Origin of the sequence: Psychrobacillus sp. PGGUH221 (assembly GCF_042055255.1) — a bacterium.
Classification (GTDB): domain Bacteria; phylum Bacillota; class Bacilli; order Bacillales_A; family Planococcaceae; genus Psychrobacillus.
This window is the reverse complement of record NZ_JAQMHQ010000004.1, coordinates 87,281-102,308: the sequence shown is the minus strand read 5'-3', so window position 1 is coordinate 102,308 and position 15,028 is coordinate 87,281. Positions and strand designations below refer to the sequence as shown.

Here is a 15,028-nt window from a genome sequence, read left to right as displayed (position 1 = left end):
ATCAATTGGCCCATATGAAGCCGTTTAATAATAAAGCTTAAAAGAAGAAACGCTGTATATCATTCCATGTTACAACTACCATAAGCACCATTAAAAGCATGATTCCAACAAAGTGAATCATTCCTTCTTTTTGCTTGTCGACAGGTTTGCCTCGAATTGCTTCGAATAAGAAAAATAATAGTCGACCCCCATCTAGCGCAGGTAAAGGTAATAAATTCATGATACCTAAATTTATACTTAAAAGAGCTGCCCAGTACATTAAATTATATACACCAGATTGTGCAACCGTTTCTGTAACTTTATAAATACCAACTGGTCCTGACAAATCATCTATTGAAAATTGACCAGTTATAAGATTTCCAAGAGCTGAAAAGATTAATAGCGTAGTATCATATGTTTGTTCTGCCCCATAAGCAATTGCTTTAACCGGATTTTTTTCCATTGGACTAGTATATTGAACCCCAATTTGTCCAACTTTCTCTTTTCCAGTCGTTACTTCGTTTGGTGTAATCGTTAAATCTAATATTTCACCATTACGTTCTACAGAAAAATCCATTTTTTCATTTGGACTAACTCTTACTTCTTCAGACAACTCTTCCCAACTAGTAATAGGATTTCCATTAATCTCTGTTACTAAGTCACCGTCTTTCATTCCAGCCTGAGCTGCAGGACTATCAGCAACAACAGTTGTTATGATAGGTTCATATGTAGGAACCCCTTGCAGTAAAGCTAGTATTATAAAAATGAAAAAGGATAGTATAAAGTTGAAAAGTGGACCTGCAAAAATAGCCATTGATCTTTGTCCAACCGACTTAGAGCCAAATTGACGATCGTATGGGGCTATAAATGTTTCATTTCCATTTTCATTAATAACTGCATTTCTTGAAACTTTATAACGAACTAATCGTTCGTCCTCATCGTATCCTTCTATAAACATTTCTTTAGACAAGTCAGATCGCTCAACTTCTAAGAAAAGCATGTCAGGGAATTGTTTGTTTTGGTTTAATACAATTTGATCTATTTCATTGTTTTCATTGAGATGTATACCTAATCGATAACCTGGTTGAAGTTCCACACTGTCCATGTCTTCTCCAGCCATACGCACATACCCACCTATAGGCAATAAACGAATTGTATAAAGTGTTTCTCCTTTTACCATACCAAAAATTTTAGGTCCCATTCCAATCGCAAACTCTCGCACCATTATTCCTGCTCTTTTTGCAAAAATAAAATGACCAAGCTCATGAAAAAAAACAATACTACCAAATATTATAATAAACGCAATGGCCGTTTCCATTATACCCCACCTTTATAGTAAAACAGCATGTCCTACATTATTTCCTCATTTTATCATGTTTTGTACGGTTTTTCTCGTTTGAGTATCGACTTGTAAAATTGTTTCTAAATCTGGACTTGATATGTTCACATGTTCGTTCATTGCTCTTTCAATTAACTCATCAATCGCTAGAAAAGGAACTTTTTCTTCTAAAAACAACGCCACTGCAGCCTCATTTGCCGCGTTTAAAACTGTAGTCATAGAACCACCAGCTCTTCCTGCTTCAATTGCAAGCTTTAAAGCATGATATCTAGTATAGTTCATCTCTTCAAAATGTAACTTACCTATCTCAGCTAAATTTAACCTTTTTGCGTTCACACGCTCCAAACGATTTGGATAAGATAACGCATATTGAATAGGAACTCTCATATCAGGTGTCCCTAGCTGTGCAATAATGCTTGTATCTTTAAACTCCACCATAGAATGAATAATACTCTCTCTATGTAATAAAACCTCAATATCATCATAGGAAGTATCAAATAATACATGAGCTTCAATTACTTCCAAGCCTTTGTTCATCATAGTGGCACTATCAATCGTAATTTTTGCTCCCATTGACCAATTCGGATGGTTTAATGCATCTTTTACAGTTACATTTATTAACTCATCTCGAGTAAGATCTCGAAAGCTACCTCCCGAAGCAGTTATGACTAACTTAGAGATTTCTGATTTTTGCTCACCATTCATCGCTTGAAAAAGAGCTGAATGTTCACTATCTACCGGCAATATCGGAACATTTTTTTCTCTTGCAGCTTGCATAACAAGGTGACCAGCTGTGACAAGTGTTTCTTTGTTTGCTATCGCAATTGTAATACCTTTTTTAATGGCTTCTAAAGTTGGTTTTAATCCAATACTACCAAGTACGGCATTCACTAATACATCTGCATTTGTATTAGCAGCAACTTGAACAAGTCCTTCGTCTCCATAAAAAACATGAACTTTTGGAAACTCAGTTTGTAACAAACGAGCATCTTCTTCTTGTGATACCGAAACTACTTCAACTGAAAACTGCTTCAATATTTCCCTTGTCTTCTCCACATTTTTTCCAGCAGAGAAAGAAACTAAATGGAATTTGCTTGGATGCTCTTTAATAATATCTAATGTTTGTATCCCAATAGAACCTGTTGCTCCTAATAAGCTTATTCTTTTTGCCATGATTTAATGTCTTCTCCTTATAGAAAATGTAAAAAGTGCAATAACGGAATGACAAAAAGTAAACTGTCAAAGCGATCTAATATTCCACCATGTCCTGGCAATAACTTACCAGAATCTTTTACATTATAATGTCTTTTAATTGCTGATTCTACTAAGTCTCCTAATTGCCCAAAAATGGAAGCGGCTATCGTAATAGCTATTAATATTATATAAGATGAACTTAATGGTGTAATCCAATGAAGAATAAATGCAGCAATTAGAGCCCAAACAATTCCCCCAATAAATCCTTCTACTGTTTTATTAGGCGAAATTTCTGGCCAAAGTTTCCGTTTCCCTAACTTTCTACCTGTAAAGTATGCACCCGAATCAGTTGTCCAAACTACTAATAATGCAAAGATTACATAAGTTAAACCAACTTCTCGAGTTTCAATAAAGTAATAAAATCCAATTCCTACATATAATGTAGCCATAAGCGTAAAGGCCGCATCATCAAAGGTAAAATTATTTTTAACAAGTACTGTATAAATTAATAGAACAAATACTGCAACGAATAACCATTCTATTTTTGTATGACCAGTAACTTGAAACACATCTGTTGCAATAGAGGAAGGAATTAATAATATGAATAAAAGTAGAATTGATATTAGTCCAGCAATAGAAAATAACTTAATTCCTTTCATTCTTAAAAGTTCAAATAAGCCAACAACTGCCATTACGTAAATCAATATATTAAAAATTGGACCCCCTAACAGTACGATGGGAACAAAAAGTGCCATTGCTATTGCACCTGTGATAATACGTTGTTTCAATTAACTTCTTCCCCCTTAAGGCCGCCATACCTTCTATTTCTTGTTTGATAGCTCTCAATAGCATCAAGTAAACATGCCTCGTCAAAATCTGGCCATAAAGTATCCGTGAACCAAAATTCTGTATAAGCAAGCTGCCAGAGCATGAAGTTACTTAATCGAACTTCACCACTAGTACGAATGAGTAAATCAGGTTCCGATAAATCTTTTGTCATTAAATAGTTGTCTAATAATTTTTCAGAAATAACTTCAGCTGAAATATTGCCATCCTGTACATCATTTACGATGTTTCGCACAGCTTGAACAATCTCATCCCTGCTACCATAATTTAAAGCAAAGTTGAGTATTAGACCATCATTATGTGCGGTTTGTTCCATCGCCTTTTTGACTGCTCTTTTCGTATGTTCTGGTAAAGATTCAATGTTACCCATCATTTTCACTTGAACATTTTGCTCAATTAGTTCTGGTAAATATGTGCCAAGAAACTCTTCAGGTAAACGCATTAAAAACTCCACCTCTAATTTTGGTCTTTTCCAATTTTCCGTTGAAAAAGCATAGAGGGTTAAGGTTTTAATCCCGATTTCATTGGCAAATCGCGTTATTCTCTTTACTATTTTCATGCCTTCGTGGTGACCTGCAACACGTGGTAGGGTTCTTTTTTTGGCCCATCTACCATTTCCGTCCATAATGATAGCAATATGACTCGGCAATTGTTCTTGTTGAGCTCTCTTTATTCTTTCTGTTAAGTTAATACTTATCGTTTGTTCATTTTTACGAATAAGTTTTTTTAGCATACTCAAGCCTCCACTTTACACCAACTCGGAACATATATATCTTATCATATCAAATTTCTCCAAATTTTACTTCTATGAATTCAGAAACATAAAATTCATATGGAGTAAAAAGCAAAAATCTCCTATTTTAAATAAAAAGACGTCCCTTTTAAAGGACGCCTCTCCATATGAAAAGTTCAAAATGGCTTAATGAATCAGAATCCATTAAATAATATAAAGGATTGATTGATGTTAAACTTCCAAAATTTCTTTTTCTTTTTCTTTCGTAATAGCATCTATTTTTTCAATATTGGAGTCTGTAAGCTTTTGAATTTGCTCCGTATAGTTTCTTAAATCGTCTTCCGTGATTCCTCCAGATTTCTCTAGTTTCTTCAAATCATCGTTTCCATCACGGCGTACATTACGGATATTTACCTTTGCTTCTTCTGCTTCTTTTTTAACTTGTTTCACTAAGTCTTTACGGCGCTCTTCTGTTAACGCAGGAATTGCAATGCGAATAAGTGTTCCATCATTCGTAGGAGTAATTCCTAAATCAGATTTCATGATTGCTTTTTCAATATCACCTAAAATTGTTTTATCGTAAGGTTGAATTGTAATTAAGCGAGCTTCAGGAACAGCAATACCAGCCATTTGATTGATTGGAGTAGGTGCACCATAATAATCTACAGTAATTTTGTCAAGTAAAGATGCGCTAGCGCGACCAGCACGAATAGTTGATAGTTCTCTACTAAAAACTGCAATCGTTTTAGCCATTTTATCTTTTGTTTGTTCCAATACTTGTTTCGGCATTATGAATTCCTCCTAACGACTGTACCGATAGTTTCTCCAAGAACAGCCTTTTTAATATTTCCATTTTCCATTATTGAGAATACAATAAGTGCAATATCATTGTCCATACACAATGTAGATGCTGTTGAATCCATCACTTGTAACCCTTGTTGAATTACTTCTAGGAAAGAAAGCTCTTCGTATTTAAATGCTGTTTTATCAGTTCTTGGATCTGCTGAATAAACACCATCTACATTATTTTTAGCCATAAGAATTACGTCTGCTTCAATTTCAGCCGCTCTTAGAGCTGCTGTTGTATCTGTTGAGAAGTATGGATTTCCTGTACCAGCAGCAAAAATAACTACTCGCTTCTTTTCTAAATGACGAATTGCTCTTCTACGTATGTATGGTTCTGCAACTTGGCGCATTTCAATAGAAGTTTGAACTCGAGTTTCAATTCCTACTTTTTCTAAAGAATCCTGCAAAGCAAGTGAATTCATTACTGTTGCAAGCATCCCCATATAATCAGCTGTAGCACGGTCCATTCCCATTTCACTACCAACTTTTCCTCGCCAAATATTACCCCCACCTACTACTACTGCAACTTCAACGCCAAGTTCTACTACTTCTTTAACTTGTTCAGCCACAGATTTAATAATTGCCGGTGATAGTCCAAAACCTTGTTCTCCAGCTAACGCCTCGCCACTTAGTTTTAAAACGATTCTTTTGTATTGTGGTGTGCTCATAGGTATCCTCCGTCTCTTTATCTTGAAAAATAGGGAACACAAATTGCGTGCTCCCTAGTAGTTCTTTGTTATTTATAAAAATTCTACACTCTGATAATAAAAATTAAATTCTTATTTATGAAGTAATTGCCCAACTAAGACGCCAATCGCTTCTGCTTATAGTTCCCCACAGAGTAAAGTTGTCGATAGTTGTACACTGACTTCTATTGTTAAGAATTAGTTTCCTTTAACTTGGTTCATTACTTCTTCCGCGAAGTTGTCTTCACGTTTCTCGATACCTTCACCTACAGCGTAACGAGTGAATGATTTTAAGTTACCACCAGTAGATTCAACAAAAACGCGAACTTTTTGATCTGGATTTTTAACGAAAGATTGGTCAAGTAAGCAAACGTCCTCAAAATATTTACCAAGACGGCCTTCAACCATTTTAGCAACGATATTTTCTGGTTTGCCTTCATTTAGTGCTTGTTCTGTTAATACTTTGCGCTCATGTTCTACTTCTTCAGCAGATACTTCATCGCGAGAAATATAAGCAGGGTTTAAAGCAGCAACGTGCATCGCAACATCTTTAGCTGCTTGTGTATCAGTAGAACCTTCCAGAACTGTAAGAACACCAATACGTCCACCCATGTGTAAGTAAGGACCAAATGCATCAGCATCTGTTTTAGTTTCAACTACAAAACGACGAAGAGTAATTTTTTCTCCGATTTTTGCAACAGCGTTAGAAATTAAGTTTTCAACTGTTACACCTTCTTCAACAGTAGAAGCTAATGCTTCTTCTACTGAAGCAGGCTCAGTTGCTAATAGATGAGTAGCTACTTGTTGTACTAATTGTTGGAAAGCTTCGTTTTTAGCAACAAAGTCTGTTTCTGCATTCATTTCTAATAATACAGCTTTATTTCCTTCAACTTGGATATAAGTAGTTCCTTCAGCGGCAATACGATCTGCTTTTTTAGCAGCAGAAGAAAGACCTTTTTCACGTAAGAAGTCAATTGCTGCTTCTAAATCACCGTCTGTTTGAACTAATGCTTTTTTACAATCCATCATACCTGCGCCAGTTTTTTCACGCAATTCTTTTACCATTTGTGCTGTAACTGCCATTATAAATTCCTCCTAGTACAAATAATGTCATTGTCTCAAAAAAAGGTGATAAGTGGTTTGGCCGCTTATCACCTGTTACTTACATGTGTGTTACTCAGCAGCAACTTCAGCTGGAGCTACTTCATCTTCACCTTGTCTTGCTTCAAGTAATGCATCCGCCATTTTAGCAGTTAATAATTTTACTGCGCGAATTGCATCATCATTTGCAGGAATTACATAGTCGATTTCATCTGGATCACAGTTTGTATCAACGATACCTACTAATGGAATGTTCAATTTACGAGCTTCTGCTACAGCAATGCGCTCTTTACGTGGATCAACAACGAACATAACATCCGGGATAGCTTTCATATCACGGATACCGCCTAAGAATTTTACTAGACGTTCGTGTTCTTTTTTAAGTTGAACAACTTCTTTTTTAGGAAGTACAGAGAAAGTACCGTCTTCTTCCATTTTTTCAATCGCTTTTAGACGAGCTACACGTTTTTGAATAGTACCGAAGTTAGTTAAAGTACCACCTAACCAACGTTGGTTAATGTAGTAGTTACCTGAACGTTCCGCTTCTTCTTTAATAGCCTCTTGAGCTTGTTTTTTAGTTCCAACGAAAAGAACTTTACCACCATCTTGACCTACTTGACGCATGAAATCATAAGCTTCTTCTAATTTTTTCACCGTTTTTTGAAGATCGATGATGTAGATTCCGTTACGTTCAACAAAAATGTATTTTTTCATTTTTGGATTCCAACGGCGAGTTTGGTGACCGAAGTGTACACCAGCCTCAAGTAATTGTTTCATAGAGATTACTGACATGATTATTTCCTCCTGCTTTGGTTTAGTCTTCCGCAGTCATCATTTTTCTTTAGCTACTCTAATAAATAGAGCACCTGCTAAATCCATCCGAACTGCGTGTGTATTCATACCGTATTGTAATATACCATACATATTTTATACTTTCAACTATTTGTCTTTAAATTTTAGGAAAAGCTCCACTTCGGTCTTGCCAATTTGCAATAGTTTTGCAATTTCATCCTTGCTTTTACCTTCATCAGCATAAAACAAAACTTTTTCCTTTATCGTTACAGGCTCTTTTTTCTCAGTAGTTGCAGCCGTTTTTAAATAACTATTTGCTGCTAGTTGTTTAGAAATATACGATTTAGGTATTTCATTTGACACTTTAAATTCTTTCTTACTATTTTCATTCTTAGCGTATTCATGTGAAGTAGTAGCAATTGTTCTTTCTGAACTATTCAATTCTTGTATAAGCCTATTATTTTCATCTATTATTTCCGCGATATAAGCTCCAAAAGAATCATCCATTTCAGCTAAAACTTGTTCATGTTTTTTCTCAATATCTTTTAGGCTAGAGAATTTTGCATACAACAACGCAATTAAATAAAAACTGAATAATTGAAGTAAAATTAATATAACTAATATTACAGATGTCATAATTTCTCCTACCCACTAAAATCAACAAAGTTTCCTTTAAAAGGATGCTTTATCTCTTTCATTTCTTTTTCTCTTTTTTCACGTTTTTTTCTTTCTTGTTCTTCACGCTCTTGTTTTGAATCCTCTAATTCAGCTTTAGCCGTATTTTCCGATTTAGTTACTGTTTCTCGATTTTTTTCTAATTGTCTTTCGGATGCAGCTTGTGCATTCGCTTGATTGACAGAACTTTGCTGTTGTAGCTGTTCTGCTACTTTACCAGCATCAAATGTTTTTGGTATTGCAATTTGGAGCTCAACACCCTTTAAACTCATTTGACAGGGCCCCCTCTATCTAGACATTCATAATTTCATTCCCTAACAATTTACGAAGTTTAAACAATGCCTTAGAATGTATCTGTGAAATTCTGGATGTAGATAAACCAAGCATTTCTCCAATTACTGTTAATGTTAACTCTTCCGTATAAAAAAGACTTAATACCAATTGTTCATTCTCATTTAATTGATTAATTTGTTTGGCTAGATCTTGGATTAGTTCATGTTTTACCATGTGTTGCTCAGGTGTTTTCTGTGAATCATCTCTAATATTAAATGATTTACTATCCATTTCTTCATTGTCTTGAAGTTGTTCATCTATAGACAATACATTTGAAAAAAAATGTTCTTGGACTGTTTGATACACATCTTCAACAGGCATTTCAACAAAATCGGCAATTTCTTCTGCTGATGCATGTCTCATTAATCGCTGCTCTAGTTCTTCGATTTTGGCTTCAAGCTTTTTAGCTTTTTCTCTTGATGATCTAGGAAGCCAATCTTCTTTTCTTAGGCCATCAATGATAGCACCTCTAACCCGAAACGATGCATACGTATCAAATTTCAAGTCTCTTGAGTAGTCAAATTTATTAAGAGCATCAAATAACCCCATCATCCCAAGGCTTTTCAATTCGTCTCTTGATATATTTTTAGGGATGCTTGCACCAATACGTTGAACATGATACGAAACAAGAGGCGTGTATTTTCGTATTAATAAATCTCCAGCTTGAGGATCTTTGTATTCTATCCATTTTTTCCAAAGAAGGTCTTCTTCTGTCGAATAATGTTTTGCCACAATTATCCCCCTCTCCTAATATATCTACTGAATATGTTTATTATAGCAAATATAACTAAAAAAGGGGCGTCGAATATAAATTCGACACCACCTAGATTCACTGAGCGTAATGGAAAAGTCCTCAATGAGATTCATAATAGTATGTGGACGACAAGCTGTCGATTCTCACTTTTAATTTTGAACCCGTTAATTTCCGTTCCAGGCGGACGCGTTCCGCCGGCATGGCTTCAGCCACTTCCCTCACTACGTTCAGTCCAGGGTCTTCAGCTCATGCACCTGCCACTACGCTTTCGGTGCAGAAAACATTTGCTATTCCGGCTGGAGTCGCCGCCTTCCACTTCAATCAATTATTAACCGCTTTTCAATTTAAAAAACATTGCCATCAATAGAGCAAGTTTTTATCAATTAAATTCTTAAAATTAGTATTTATAGAAAATCGTTGAAAAAGGCGACACTCCTGCGGGAATAGCGTTAGCCGAAGACCCCGCAGTTGAGGGGAAGGCAATCTAAGTTCGCCGCATCCTGTGGCAACGATTGCATGACCAACATCGTGTTGGCCTAGGAGGCTAAGGCAACGCCCGCGGAAAGGGAGCCATTTCAAAGATTTTCTTATTTATTGGACTACATTATTTAGTAAATTCAAATTCTATAGATTTTTTCAGTGCCCTCGATTCTCTGACATTATTCATCCTCATTCAACATAGATTTCACTACTCTTGCTAAATCCTCAGAAGAAGGTAACTCGTTCATTTCTTCCGAGTTTAATGTTGTTCCTAGAACTTCTTCGTTTACAACTGGACCTTCCATTACAAAAGCAATAATTGCACGTACAAGGAATGTCAGAAAAAATACGATAATTGCAATAATACTTGCATGGAGTAATATACTCTTTGGATTAACAAATGGATGAGTTGAAAAAAAATAAATACTAAAAGCAATAAGCGCAGCCCAAAAGTTAGATAGAACTGTTCCCACCATTATATCTCTCTCACTCCTTGGTTAACGGTTCTTATATTTAGCATGCTAGTAGAAGGATTGAACTCTATTGTTCTTCCACTATTACCTCCTGTATCTTCTGAAACAATCGGTATTGTGAATTTTTTTAACTGCTCTTTTACAGCATCTACATTTCTAGGGCCAATTCGCATTGTATCTCTGCTAGAAGAAAACTGAAACATTTGTGCACCTCCAGCAATTTTTGCTCGAAGCTTAAAGGGCTGTACCCCTTCTAATTTAAGCTGCTCAATCATTGCAGGAATTCCAGTATCCGCAAATTTTGCAATATTGATGTTCTCTCCTCGTCCTAAACTAGAATCAGGAAGCATTACATGGATTAATCCTGCTATTTTAGATTTTTCGTCATATAATACTACACCTACACATGAACCAAGTCCGGAAGTCCGTATTGTATTCGGTAGTTTTGCGATATTCATATCAGCAATACCCACTTTAACTACTTGACCTTGTTCACTCATATTAACTTACTCCTAATGCTTGAAAAATAGCTTCAAATGATTCAGGATCAGGTAATAAGAAGAAATGTCCTCTTACACTTTCTTCATTTGGCACATCTTCTTCATTTATAGCAGTATCAATTACAATGACATAGTCACTAACATGAGAGACTTCTACAATTCCAAAACTTATAATTGCACCAACCATATCAATACTTAAAGCTGGAACAGTAGGGTAGATTTTCAACCCTGTGAAATCGGATAGAGCTGATAGATAAGAACCCGAGAGTATGTTTCCTAGTTCTTGCATAGCAGATGCACCGATTTCGGATATTGCACCTGATTGAAAGTCAAATTGATCATCCTGGACCAATCTTCTTATGAAACGATTTGCTTGTTCTACAGGTAACACAAAAAACATACTGCCAGTGACGTCACCTTCTATTCGTAAATAGATTCCGGCTACTACACTATCTGGTCCTCCTGCAAGTTCCATCATTTCATCAAAAGAAACCATTTCGACTTTTGGAACCTTCATGTCAATCTTTTTATTTAATAGTGTAGATAATGAGGTAGCTGCATGTGCAGCACCAATATTACCTATCTCTTTTAATACATCTAAATGCATCGACGTTATACTTTTTTCGTACATACCTTATACACCTGTCTTAATAGGATTTAATACTAGATTCAAATGTAGAAGAATTAACAACCGGCGATCTAGTTTTGCTACACCTGCTATAAAATCTTGCTCCAACCCTCCTACTACTTCCGGTTGAGGCTCGATGGCATCTGTTGGAATATCTAATACATCATTAGCAGAATCAACAATTACACCAACATTCATATTCTCTAGTGTGATAATAATGATTCTACAAGAATCGTTTAATTCACTTTCACCGAGTCCAAATCTATTTTTTAAATCGATAATCGGCGTCACTACACCTCTTAAATTAATAACACCCTTTACATAAGAAGGTGTTTTTGGAACACGTGTAATATGAATTAATTTTTCAATTCCTTGTACATGACTTACAGGTATTACATACTCTTTTCCTGCTAACTGAAAAACAACTACTTTCACACTTTTAACGTCTAAAGCTTCTGTCATATAGTTTACGCATCCTTCCTAAGAGAATTGCTCTTAAATTATTAAAGCATTGCAATCAACAATAAGAGCTACTTTACCATTACCTAAAATTGTTGCTCCTGAAATTGCAAATACACTAGTCAAATATTCTCCAAGAGATTTAAGTACAACTTCTTGTTGGCCAATAAACGAGTCAACTACTAATCCAGCTAGTTTATCTCCTTTACGTACAAGAACTACTGAGTGGAATTCTTCTTCATTACTTTCTCTAGGGACATCAAAAACGTCCTCAAGGAAAACTAGTGGGACAACTTTGCCACGGAAATCTATTACTTTTTGATTATGCGCATTTAGAATATCGGATGAACGGATAATAGCTGTTTCAATAATAGATGATAAAGGAATTGCATAAATTTCTTCTCCAAGCTCTACTAACATTACAGAAATAATGGAAAGTGTTAATGGTAACTGTATAGAAAACAATGATCCTTTTCCTTCTGTGGAAGAAATATCAATTGTTCCACCAAGCGACTCTATAGTTGTTTTTACAACATCTAGACCAACACCGCGACCAGATACATCTGAAATCTTATCTGCTGTTGAAAAACCAGAAGATAGTATAAACTCAGCTACTTGTTTGTCACTTAAAGTGGAAGCTGTCTCTTCAGATACAAGCCCTCTAGAGATCGCTTTTTTAAGAACTTTTTGACGGTTAATACCAGCACCATCATCTTCAATTTCTATAAAGACATGATTTCCACTATGGTATGCACGTAATACTACTGTACCCTCTTCTGGCTTGCCATTAGCAATACGAATTTCTGGGCTTTCAATTCCATGATCTAATGAATTTCGAATTAAGTGAACGAGTGGATCTCCAATCTCATCAATGACAGTACGATCTAATTCTGTCTCTGCGCCAATAACTTCAAGATTAATTTTTTTGTTCAAATCTCTTTCGAGTTGACGAACCATTCGTGGGAAACGATTAAAGACTGTCTCCACTGGTACCATTCGCATATTTAAAATAATATTTTGAAGATCTCCAGTTATTCTAGACATACGTTCTACAGTTTCATCTAATTCACCATTATGCAGTTCCTCTGAAATCGATTGAAGTCGACCTCGATCGATTACTAACTCCTCAAACAAATTCATGAGGATGTCTAATCGTTCAATATTTACACGTATCGTTTTATTCCCTGTAGAATGATTCGCTTTAGAAGGTGTAGATTTTTCTGTTGAAGCAGGTTTTGTTTCATTTGCGTTATTAACTTGTTCCTGTTCAACTACAATTTGTTGAGAATCTTCTACTTGGTTAAGTTCAACGTTTTGACGATTTTTTAATTGCTCGATTGTCACAGAATTGACTTTTACTTCTGTAACCTCAGAAACTTTCATTAGTTTCTTTTGAACATCATCTTTCGGTTCAGAAGTAACTAATGCAATATAGAAAATGTTATCAAATTGTTCGTCCTCTAGCTTTTCAACGGATGGAGAAGATTTAATCACATCTCCCATTTTTTCTAGTAATTCAAACACCATATATACTCGTGCAGCTTTTAATAGACAGTCTTCTCTAAGCTGTACAGAAATTTCATATGTGTGATAGTCCTGTTCAAACGATTGCTGAATCACTGTAAGCTCATAATCATCGTAAGAAAGCCAGTTCGTATCATTTACTTCCGCTTCCTCTTTTGTTTCAACTGTAGTTGCAGCAACAGGTACTTCTTCGCCGGTTTCAATTTTATGTAATTTCTGAACGGTATCTGTCACATCTAACTTTCCATCTCCCCCAGCAGCAATGTCTAGGACCATTCCTTCTAATTGATCTACCGCAACAAATACTACATCTAACAATTCAGGTGTTACATCTAATTTATTGTTTCGGATTAAATCTAAAATGTTTTCCATTTTATGTGTCAAATTTGCAATATCCTCGTAGCCCATAGTAGCGGACATACCTTTTAATGTATGTGCAGAACGAAATACTTCATTAACAATCGCAATGTTGGATGGATTTTTTTCTAGTTCTAATAAATGTTCATTACAAGCCTGTAAATGTTCTTTACTTTCTTCTATAAACATTTCTAAATATTGATTTGTATCCATGGATTAACACCCCTTTAAGGTAAGTATTGTATTATTGCCTGTGCTATATTATCTAAATCTACTACTTCATTTACTAAATTAGTTTCAACAGCTGCTTTAGGCATTCCATAAACGATGCATGTATTAGCAGATTCTGCTATTGCGACTACATTTCCCGTTTTCTTTAATTTTTGAAGTCCAAGTGAGCCGTCCGAACCCATTCCCGTCAAAATCACTGCGATTTTATCGAAATCATTAAACTTACTATTATCTTCAAATAAAACATCGACTGCTGGTCTGTGCCCTACTCTTGGAGGCTCGACGTTATCTAAAAGGATCGTATAAACACTCCCCGTTTTTTTTAATCGTAAATGATAACCTCCTGGTGCAATATAGGCATGTCCATTTCGTAAAATGTCCCCATTTGCAGCTTCCTTCACTTCTATTTCAGATAATTGATTGAGTCGATCTGCTAATGACTTTGTAAAGCCAGCGGGCATATGCTGCACAATAAGTACAGGAGCTTTCAAGTCTTTTGGGAACTTAGTAATTACTTCTTGAAGTGCTCTCGGCCCTCCCGTTGAAGTACCTATCAATACTATTTTCTTATTGTTTTTATTCCAATTGTTCACTTTACTAGAAGTAGTCAATTGTGTTGCCTTGTGCATTACAGAATCAGTTTCTACTTTTGTGTGCACTTGCTTTTGCCTGTTCAGTTTTACTAAAGGAATATTAGCTGCGTTTTCAACTTTTTGAATTAATTCTTCTTTAATTTTATGTAAATCTAATGAAATCGTACCGCTTGGTTTAGCTACAAAATCTACTGCACCATGTTCCATCGCAAGAAGTGTGCTGTCTGTACCTTTTTGAGTTGTACTGGATAACATCACAACCGCCACAGGTGTTTTCGACATTATTTCTTTTAAAGCTTCTATCCCATTCATTTCAGGCATTTCAACATCCATGGTTACTACGTCTGGTTGAAGCGTCTTAATTTTTTGAATGGCATCTTTTCCATTGCGGGCGATTCCTATAACTTCAATAACGTTATTATCTTTAAAAAAATCGGTTATTAGCTTACGCATAAATGCAGAATCATCCACAATTAATAGCTTCTTTTTTTGTAAGGGCTTCACT

At 35.5% G+C, this 15,028-nt stretch carries 17 protein-coding genes; all 17 read right to left on the bottom strand.

Annotation, left to right across the window (positions count from 1 at the left end; genetic code table 11):
• Positions 1 to 37: 37 nt before the first annotated feature.
• The 17 genes from rseP to PGC35_RS07985 all read right to left on the bottom strand — a co-directional run bounded on the left by rseP (position 38) and on the right by PGC35_RS07985 (position 14,976).
• Positions 38 to 1,297 carry an RIP metalloprotease RseP gene (gene rseP, locus PGC35_RS08065; protein ID WP_375218814.1) on the bottom strand — a complete coding sequence of 420 codons (1,260 nt, stop codon included), beginning with the start codon at positions 1,295 to 1,297 and terminating at the stop codon, positions 38 to 40.
• A gap of 45 nt (positions 1,298 to 1,342) precedes the next feature.
• Positions 1,343 to 2,491 (bottom strand): 1-deoxy-D-xylulose-5-phosphate reductoisomerase, encoded by a 1,149-nt coding sequence (dxr, locus tag PGC35_RS08060; protein WP_375218813.1) that lies wholly within the window; start codon positions 2,489 to 2,491, stop codon positions 1,343 to 1,345.
• 17 nt (positions 2,492 to 2,508) lie between these two features.
• On the bottom strand, positions 2,509 to 3,300 hold the full coding sequence (locus PGC35_RS08055; protein WP_053589948.1) for a phosphatidate cytidylyltransferase: 792 nt from the start codon (positions 3,298 to 3,300) through the stop codon (positions 2,509 to 2,511).
• Positions 3,297 to 4,091 (bottom strand): undecaprenyl pyrophosphate synthase, encoded by a 795-nt coding sequence (locus PGC35_RS08050; protein WP_375218812.1) that lies wholly within the window; start codon positions 4,089 to 4,091, stop codon positions 3,297 to 3,299. Before PGC35_RS08050 ends, PGC35_RS08055 begins: the two co-directional genes overlap by 4 nt.
• A gap of 231 nt (positions 4,092 to 4,322) precedes the next feature.
• Positions 4,323 to 4,880 carry a ribosome recycling factor gene (gene frr, locus PGC35_RS08045; RefSeq protein WP_053589950.1) on the bottom strand — a complete coding sequence of 186 codons (558 nt, stop codon included), beginning with the start codon at positions 4,878 to 4,880 and terminating at the stop codon, positions 4,323 to 4,325.
• A complete protein-coding gene (gene pyrH / locus PGC35_RS08040) occupies positions 4,880 to 5,605 on the bottom strand; it encodes a UMP kinase (protein ID WP_375218811.1) in 726 nt (241 codons plus the stop codon). The genes frr and pyrH overlap by 1 nt, the downstream gene beginning before the upstream one ends.
• A gap of 216 nt (positions 5,606 to 5,821) precedes the next feature.
• Positions 5,822 to 6,706 carry a translation elongation factor Ts gene (gene tsf / locus PGC35_RS08035; protein ID WP_053589952.1) on the bottom strand — a complete coding sequence of 295 codons (885 nt, stop codon included), beginning with the start codon at positions 6,704 to 6,706 and terminating at the stop codon, positions 5,822 to 5,824.
• A 90-nt stretch (positions 6,707 to 6,796) separates the two neighbouring features.
• Positions 6,797 to 7,516, bottom strand: a complete 720-nt coding sequence (gene rpsB / locus PGC35_RS08030) for a 30S ribosomal protein S2 (protein ID WP_053589953.1) — start codon at positions 7,514 to 7,516, stop codon at positions 6,797 to 6,799.
• Positions 7,517 to 7,663: 147 nt separating this feature from the next.
• The gene (locus tag PGC35_RS08025) at positions 7,664 to 8,152 is read right to left on the bottom strand and encodes a DUF6115 domain-containing protein (protein ID WP_375218810.1); all 489 of its coding nucleotides are present in this window, start codon (positions 8,150 to 8,152) and stop codon (positions 7,664 to 7,666) included.
• Between the two features lie 8 nt (positions 8,153 to 8,160).
• Positions 8,161 to 8,463, bottom strand: a complete 303-nt coding sequence (locus tag PGC35_RS08020; protein WP_056829300.1) for a hypothetical protein — start codon at positions 8,461 to 8,463, stop codon at positions 8,161 to 8,163.
• A 19-nt stretch (positions 8,464 to 8,482) separates the two neighbouring features.
• The gene (locus PGC35_RS08015) at positions 8,483 to 9,256 is read right to left on the bottom strand and encodes a FliA/WhiG family RNA polymerase sigma factor (protein ID WP_375218809.1); all 774 of its coding nucleotides are present in this window, start codon (positions 9,254 to 9,256) and stop codon (positions 8,483 to 8,485) included.
• Positions 9,257 to 9,937: 681 nt separating this feature from the next.
• Entirely contained in the window at positions 9,938 to 10,234 is a 297-nt protein-coding gene (locus PGC35_RS08010) for a hypothetical protein (RefSeq protein WP_375218808.1), read from the bottom strand.
• The gene (locus PGC35_RS08005) at positions 10,234 to 10,731 is read right to left on the bottom strand and encodes a chemotaxis protein CheD (RefSeq protein WP_053589958.1); all 498 of its coding nucleotides are present in this window, start codon (positions 10,729 to 10,731) and stop codon (positions 10,234 to 10,236) included. Before PGC35_RS08005 ends, PGC35_RS08010 begins: the two co-directional genes overlap by 1 nt.
• 1 nt (position 10,732) lies before the next feature.
• Positions 10,733 to 11,362 carry a chemotaxis protein CheC gene (locus tag PGC35_RS08000; protein ID WP_375218807.1) on the bottom strand — a complete coding sequence of 210 codons (630 nt, stop codon included), beginning with the start codon at positions 11,360 to 11,362 and terminating at the stop codon, positions 10,733 to 10,735.
• A gap of 3 nt (positions 11,363 to 11,365) precedes the next feature.
• The gene (locus PGC35_RS07995) at positions 11,366 to 11,821 is read right to left on the bottom strand and encodes a chemotaxis protein CheW (RefSeq protein ID WP_053589960.1); all 456 of its coding nucleotides are present in this window, start codon (positions 11,819 to 11,821) and stop codon (positions 11,366 to 11,368) included.
• 33 nt (positions 11,822 to 11,854) lie between these two features.
• Positions 11,855 to 13,912, bottom strand: a complete 2,058-nt coding sequence (locus PGC35_RS07990) for a chemotaxis protein CheW (RefSeq protein WP_375218806.1) — start codon at positions 13,910 to 13,912, stop codon at positions 11,855 to 11,857.
• Positions 13,913 to 13,926: 14 nt separating this feature from the next.
• The gene (locus tag PGC35_RS07985; protein ID WP_375218922.1) at positions 13,927 to 14,976 is read right to left on the bottom strand and encodes a protein-glutamate methylesterase/protein-glutamine glutaminase; all 1,050 of its coding nucleotides are present in this window, start codon (positions 14,974 to 14,976) and stop codon (positions 13,927 to 13,929) included.
• Positions 14,977 to 15,028 lie beyond the last annotated feature (52 nt).